General features: G+C 33.0%; 6 protein-coding genes. All 6 read right to left on the minus strand.

Translation table 11 applies throughout. The features are described from left to right. Positions 1-692 (minus strand): 5'/3'-nucleotidase SurE (gene surE / locus JJE11_RS11160; RefSeq protein WP_291635586.1); only part of this gene is annotated, 692 nt, incomplete at its 3' end. Between the two features lie 882 nt (positions 693-1,574). Further along, a complete protein-coding gene (gene lpdA / locus JJE11_RS11165) occupies positions 1,575-2,993 on the minus strand; it encodes a dihydrolipoyl dehydrogenase (protein ID WP_291635588.1) in 1,419 nt (472 codons plus the stop codon). A gap of 540 nt (positions 2,994-3,533) precedes the next feature. Next, positions 3,534-4,994 (minus strand): aminomethyl-transferring glycine dehydrogenase subunit GcvPB, encoded by a 1,461-nt coding sequence (gene gcvPB, locus JJE11_RS11170; RefSeq protein ID WP_291635590.1) that lies wholly within the window; start codon positions 4,992-4,994, stop codon positions 3,534-3,536. After that, on the minus strand, positions 4,991-6,334 hold the full coding sequence (gcvPA, locus tag JJE11_RS11175) for an aminomethyl-transferring glycine dehydrogenase subunit GcvPA (protein ID WP_291635592.1): 1,344 nt from the start codon (positions 6,332-6,334) through the stop codon (positions 4,991-4,993). Before gcvPA ends, gcvPB begins: the two co-directional genes overlap by 4 nt. A 1-nt stretch (position 6,335) precedes the next feature. Next, positions 6,336-6,719, minus strand: a complete 384-nt coding sequence (gene gcvH, locus JJE11_RS11180) for a glycine cleavage system protein GcvH (RefSeq protein WP_291635594.1) — start codon at positions 6,717-6,719, stop codon at positions 6,336-6,338. A 19-nt stretch (positions 6,720-6,738) separates the two neighbouring features. Further along, on the minus strand, positions 6,739-7,324 hold a 586-nt coding region (locus JJE11_RS11185; protein WP_291635596.1), incomplete at its 5' end, for a glycine cleavage T C-terminal barrel domain-containing protein.

Raw genomic sequence — 7,324 nt, forward strand, 5'->3', positions numbered from 1 at the left:
GTTACAGTAACATACCCCTCTTTAAAATGTAATGTATCTGAATCTTCCTCATGAATATCTTGTAATTCACCCTTAATCTCATACTGCTTTTCGCCATTTTCAGAAACAGATTCTATATAACAATTGTTATACAACCTACTTCCAATTTTACATACTTTAATCCCTTTTATTTCATTCTTTTCTAATAGGGGAATATTTACATTTAACACAATATCATTCTTAATATTATTCTTCTCAGCCGTTAGCAATATTTCTCCAGCATATACAGCTGCCATTTCATAATTTTCATTATTTTTCTTAACAGCCATAGAAATCGCCATGGCAGGTATTTTATAAATACATGCTTCAATAGCAGCAGAAACTGTGCCAGAATATAAAACATCTGTACCTAAATTTAAGCCTTTATTGATTCCTGATACTACCATATCTATATTACCATCAATAAGTTTATTAATTGCAATTTTTACACAATCCGCAGGCGTTCCATCTACACTAAAAGCTTTTACTTTGAGCCCTTCCATCTTAACTTCTCTCACAACAAGTGGCCTTGCAAGAGTTATTGAATGACCGCAGGCACTTCTTTCATTATCTGGTGCTACGACAATTACTTCATGATTTTTTTCGAGTTCTTTAGCTAGTGCATATATTCCCTTCGCAGTTATACCATCATCGTTTGTCAATAATAATCTCAATTTCATTCCTCCTTCTCACTCACTATAATAGATAACTATTATCTATTATCTATACTTATCTCACTCTCATTATACCCTTTATTTAACACCTGTTGCTAGAAACCTTTTAAATATAATAAGATTGACAGGAGCCCCTCAATGGACGGAGTATTCTCTCATTTATTAGGAACTTTAAAATAATTTTGCACATAATAACTTGGTTTCCGAAGCATTATTTTTATACAATGTATTTAAGATGAGTTATAACATTAGAAAAAGTATATATTATGTAAATTGCATTTGACCAAGCTTTAGTAATTCTTATCTAATTTTTAAAAAAGAGACTTTAAAAAAGTACATGTTTGAGCGAAGCGAGGTTGTATTTTTTAGTATCTTTCATTAAAATTCGTTTAGAATTGCTTAGCGTAGGGAACGCAATTGTAGTAATATTAACCGTCCCCGCTTTTTTGTCCTTTCTTTTACACGTTAAAAAAGTATATATTACGTAAATTGCATTTGACCAAGCTTTAGTAATTCTTAACTAATTTTAATGGACGATACGTAAAGAAAAGTACATGTTTGAGCAATAGCGAGTTTGTACTTTTTAGTATCTTTCATTAAAATTCGTTTAGAATTGCTTAGCGTAGGGAAACGCAATTGTAGTAATATTAACCGTTCCCGCTTTTTTGTCCTTTCTTTTACACGTTAAAAAAGTATATATTACGTAAATTGCATTTGACCAAGCTTTAGTAATTCTTAACTAATTTTAATGAATGATACGTATAGAAAAGTACATGTTTGAGCCATAGCGAGTTTGTACTTTTTAGTATCTTTCATTAAAATTCGTTTAGAATTGCTTAGCGTAGGGAAACGCAATTGTAGTAATATATACTTTTTCTTATTTTATCTCTTTTTTGTAGGCATTGTATGAATAGCTTCACCTTTAAGTCCTAAAACCGCTTCTTCAAAAGCTTCAGATAAAGTTGGATGAGCATGTATCATGCTAGCGATATTATCTACCTTCATGTTATTATTTATAGCCATAGTACCTTCATGTATTAAATCTGATGCATGGGGTCCCATTATATGCACTCCAAGGATTGTATTATCTGGAGTTGCTATAACCTTTACCATTCCTTCTCCTTCGCCAAGTGCTAACGCCTTGCCATTAGCTCCAAATACAAACTTACTTGTTTTATATTCTATTCCCTTTTCTTTGGCTTCATTTTCTGTTATACCAACGCAAGCAATCTCTGGGAATACGAAAATACAACTTGGTATTACTTCACTAGAACATACCTCACCGCAACCCATGATTCTTTCAGCAACTCTTTTGCCTTGGTGCGATGCTGCATGCGCAAGCATACTTTTTCCATTCACGTCACCAATAGCATAGATATTGGGTATATTAGTTTCATAATTTTCATCCACAAGTATAGATTTTTTATTAAAAACTATCCCCAATTTATCAACATTAAGTCCAAAAGTCATAGGTGTTCGTCCAACGGATACAAGTACATTATCTGCTGTAAACACAATTTCTCCTTTTTTCCCTTCAGCAGTTACAATTAGTTCCTCACCTTTTTTTTCAATACTAATTACCTTTGTATTGATGTTAATATCCATTCCTTTTCTCTTAAGTGAAACACTAAGTCTCTTTGTTAAATCAGTATCCACTGGAGCAAGGATACTTGGTAAAAATTCTATGACAGTCACATTAGACCCTAACGCATTAAATATCCCTGCAAATTCCATGCCTATAACACCACCACCTATAACGACTAAGCTGTTAGGCACTTCTTTAAATTCTAGTATATTTTCACTAGTAAATACCCCCGGTAAATTTATACCCGGTATATTAGGCATTGTTGGAATAGACCCAGTTGCTATAATTATATTTTTCGTTGCTATTTCTCTTAAGTCACCATTCTTAAGTAAAATAGAAACCGTATTTTTATCATTTAATGAAGCTGTCCCTAAAATCACTTCAATATTATTAGCCTTTAATAATTGTTCTACCCCACTTACCAACTGATTAACTATTTTCTCTTTTCTATTTTGAATTCCCTCTATGCTAACGCTATAACTATCAACCGTTATCCCAAATTCTTTAATATTTTTAAGATTATTTAAAATTTCGGCATTTCTATATAGCGCCTTTGTAGGAATGCACCCTCTATTTAAACATGTGCCACCAAGCTCTCCCTTTTCTACAACACAAACCCGTGCACCTAACTGAGCTGCCCTTATTGCTGCAACATATCCCCCAGGTCCTCCCCCAATTATAACTATATCCTTCTCCATAACTAAGTTCTCATCCATCGCTGTTCCCCCTATAAATTGTGTTTATACTATTTATGCATGCACTAATTCTTAATTTCATATATACTATTTCATAATTTTATATACACCATTTCATAATTTCAGCTATACTAATTCATAGTTTATCTTATTCACTAGCACTTTGAATTTAGAGTGAGGGTACATTTGAATAAGCTTTAGAACTATTTAAATTAAAGTTTTTAGCGATATGAAACGTACCAAACTCAAATTCAAACTGCGGTGAATTAGTTAAACTCAGAATAATTCATCTTCATAGTTTATCTTATTCATTAGCACTTTGAATTTAGAGAGAGGGACATTTGAATAAGCTTTAGAACTACTTAATTCAAGATTTTTAAAATTTCGTAGAGTGCCACAGGAAGTGGCACTCAGTCCTCCGCAACAGGACGTTGCATGGAGGCCGTTAGAAATTTTAAAAATCTTGAATTTTAGTAGTCCTTAGCGATATGAAACGTCCCAAACCTAAATTCAAAGTGCGGTGAATTAGTTAAACTCGGAATAATTCATCTATAGCTATGTTTAACTTGTTTTCGTATATTTTAAAACTGGATATCTTGCTGCCTTTACTTCATCTAACCTTCTAACAAGAGTATTATACGGAGCATGCTTTAACATCTCCGGATTTTCTTTTGCTTCTTTTGAAATACTTATCATAGCTTCAATAAAAGCATCCATAGTTTCAAGGCTTTCAGTTTCCGTAGGTTCTATCATAATTGCATTATCTACAATCATAGGAAAATATATGGTAGGTGGATGATATCCATAATCTAAAAGTCTCTTAGCAATATCTAATGTAGTTACATCACTATGTCCCTTCTCTAAACCACCTAAAACAAATTCATGCTTGCAAACTTTAGTAATTGGTAAATAATAATAGTCCTTTAGTCTGCTTTTCATATAATTTGCATTAAGTACTGCCATTTCACTTGCTTTCTTTAGTCCCTCAGCGCCCATAGAAAGTATATAACAATATGCTCTAGATATTACACCAAAATTTCCATAAAAACTCTTTATCTTACCGATAGATAATGGTTTATCATAATTAAGACTAAATTCTTCTTCATTTTTCTCTATTATTGGTACAGGTAGATATTGTACAAGTTCTTTTTTAACTCCTACTGGTCCACTTCCTGGCCCACCACCACCATGTGGTGTAGAAAATGTTTTATGAAGGTTCATGTGAACAACGTCAAAACCCATATCTCCTGGTCTTGCCTTCCCCATAATTGCATTTAAATTTGCTCCATCATAATATACAAGCCCACCAGCTTCATGCACTAGATCTGATATTTCTTTAATATTTTCATCAAATAACCCTAAGGTGTTTGGATTTGTTAGCATTAACCCCGCTATTTCATCGTTTAATACTGATTTCAAACTATCTAAGTCTACGCCACCCTTTTCATTAGATTTAATTTCTACAGTTTCAAATCCTGCTACATTTGCACTCGCTGGATTAGTTCCGTGGGCTGCATCTGGAACAATAATCTTTTTCCTTTTAAAATCACCTTTATTCTCATGAAAAGCTTTTATAATCATAAGCCCAGTAAGCTCTCCATGGGCACCTGCTGCAGGTTGAAGCGTTACCTGGTCCATTCCGGATATCTCAGCTAATTTCTCACTAAGTTCATACATTAATTGCATGGAACCTTGTACAGTTTTTTCACTTTGATAAGGGTGAATCTGAGTAAATGAAGGCATGTTTGCCATATCTTCATTAATTTTAGGATTATACTTCATAGTACAAGAACCTAAAGGATAAAAGCCAGTGTCTACCCCATAATTTTTAGTAGACAATTGAGTAAAATGTCTTATAACATCCACTTCACTTACTTCAGGAAGGGATACATCTGTTTTGCATAGTAAATGTTCTGGTATCATTTCTTTAATATCGATTTCCTCTACATCACAAGAAGGTAATTTATATCCTGTTCGCCCTTCTTTTGAAATTTCAAATATTAACTTATTATACTGTCTCATTTTATCCCCTCCATTGCAGTTACTAGATCGTTAATTTCAGGTTTTGTTCTTTTTTCTGTTACACAGATTAGTAGAGCATTCTTATGATCTGGGTAACTTTTCTCTACATCATATCCACCAATTATATTACTTTCTAATAATTTTTCATTAATAGAACTAGCACTTTCCTGTCCCTGAATTACAAATTCCTTAAAGAAAGGTTTGTTAAATAATGGTTTATATTCTTCTAATTTAACAATTTCATTAAAAGCATAATGTGCCTTTTGCATACTTTGATATGCTACTTCTTTCAATCCCTCTTTTCCCATAGTTGTAAGATAAATTGCAGCAGTTAATGCATTTAAAGCTTGATTTGAGCATATATTGGAACTTGCTTTTTCGCGCCTTATATGCTGTTCTCTAGCTTGAAGAGTTAAAACAAATGCTCTTTTCCCATCTACGTCAACTGTCTGACCTACAATCCTTCCTGGCATTTTTCTAAGTAGTTTTGTCGTAGTTGCCATGAATCCTAAATATGGTCCACCGAAATTCATTGTATTTCCAAGCGATTGACCTTCACCAACCACAATATCTGCCTTTATTTCTCCTGGAGATTTTAATATGGCAAGTGATATAGGATCTACACTCATTATTAAAAGCGATTTATTATCATGAGTAATCTTCTCAATCTCTGTCATATCTTCAATGATTCCAAAGAAATTTGGGTTTTGAACTATAACTCCTGCCGTTTTACTATCTACAAGTTCTTTTAATTTTAGAGTATCAGTAACTCCATCCGTGTAGTCTACTTCTATTAGTTCTATTCCCTTAAATTTTAAATAGGTACAAAGAACTTTTCTTATTTCTGGATGCACAGTTTTAGATACAATTATAGATTTTCTTTTTGTGCTATCAGTAGCCATAAAAGCAGCTTCTGCGCAAGCAGTGGCCCCATCATACATAGATGCATTTGATACATTCAGTCCAGTTAAATCGCATATTAGGGTTTGATATTCAAAAATAGCCTGAAGGGTACCTTGGCTTATCTCTGGTTGATAAGGTGTATATGCTGTGTAAAATTCTGACCTTGAAACCAAATGTTTTATTATTGAAGGTATATAATGATCGTAAACCCCAGCGCCTAAGAAGCAAACTAAATCATCTGTACTTTTATTTTTACTAGAAAGGGTTTTTATATGTTTTTGTACTTCCAGTTCTGACATGGGTGGATTTATATTTAAATCTCTATTTAATTTAAGCTCTTCAGGAATATCTCCGAACAATTCCTGTATAGACTCAGCACCGATTGATTTTAACATTAACTTTTCATCCTCTAAAGTATTGGGTATATAAGGAAACATATTATTCCTCCTTACTGCAATATTCATTATATTGCTCTTCGTTCATTAGCTCTTTTAGTTCTTCCACATTTGTAATTTCTAAAAGAAGCATCCAACTTTTATAGCAATCTTCATTTACTAATACTGGGTTATCTACAACATCCTCATTTATTTCTATTATCTTTCCGCTAAGTGGAATATACATATCAGAAGCTGCTTTAACAGATTCAACTACCCCAAAAACGTCCCCACTAGTAAATTCTGCATCTATCTCAGGTAGCTCAACAAAAACAATATCCCCTAAAGCATGCTGTGCGAAATCTGAAATTCCCACGTATGCCTTATTTCCTTCAACCTTTACCCACTCATGGTCATTACTATAAAATAATTCTTTTAATGTTTTCATTTACAATCCCCCTAAATATTTATTTTTTATAATTCTTTTTATAGAATTTTTTACTTATTACTTCAGCTGTTATTGGTTTATCTCTAATCACAATTTCTATTGCCGTACCAAGTTCTGAGTATTTAGAATCAATTAAAGCGAGACCTATATTTTTCTTTAATGTAGGAGATAAATATCCAGTTGTTACAACACCTATTTTTTCTCCAAGTACGCGAACTTCATATCCATGTCTTGGAATACCTCGTTCCCTCATCTCAAATCCTACTAATTTCTTTTTAAGTCCTTCTTCCTTTTGCTTTAAAAGAGCTTCCCTTCCTATAAAGTTATCCTTTTGAAGCTTAACGAAAAAACCAAGTCCCGCTTCAAGTGGTGTAATGTCCTGCGATAATTCATTCCCGTATAGCGGCAAACTAGCTTCAAATCTTAAAGTGTCTCTGCAGCCTAGACCTGCAGGTTTAATTCCATCTTCTTTACCTATAGCGAGTAGTTTATTCCATAACTTTTCTATTCCTTCTGTCGAAGTGTATATTTCAAATCCATCCTCGCCTGTATATCCTGTTCTTGAAATAAGACATTTTATACCATCTACAACAACATCATTTTTA

Source organism: Clostridium sp. (genome assembly GCF_016650095.1).
Lineage (GTDB): Bacteria > Bacillota > Clostridia > Clostridiales > Clostridiaceae > Clostridium_AD.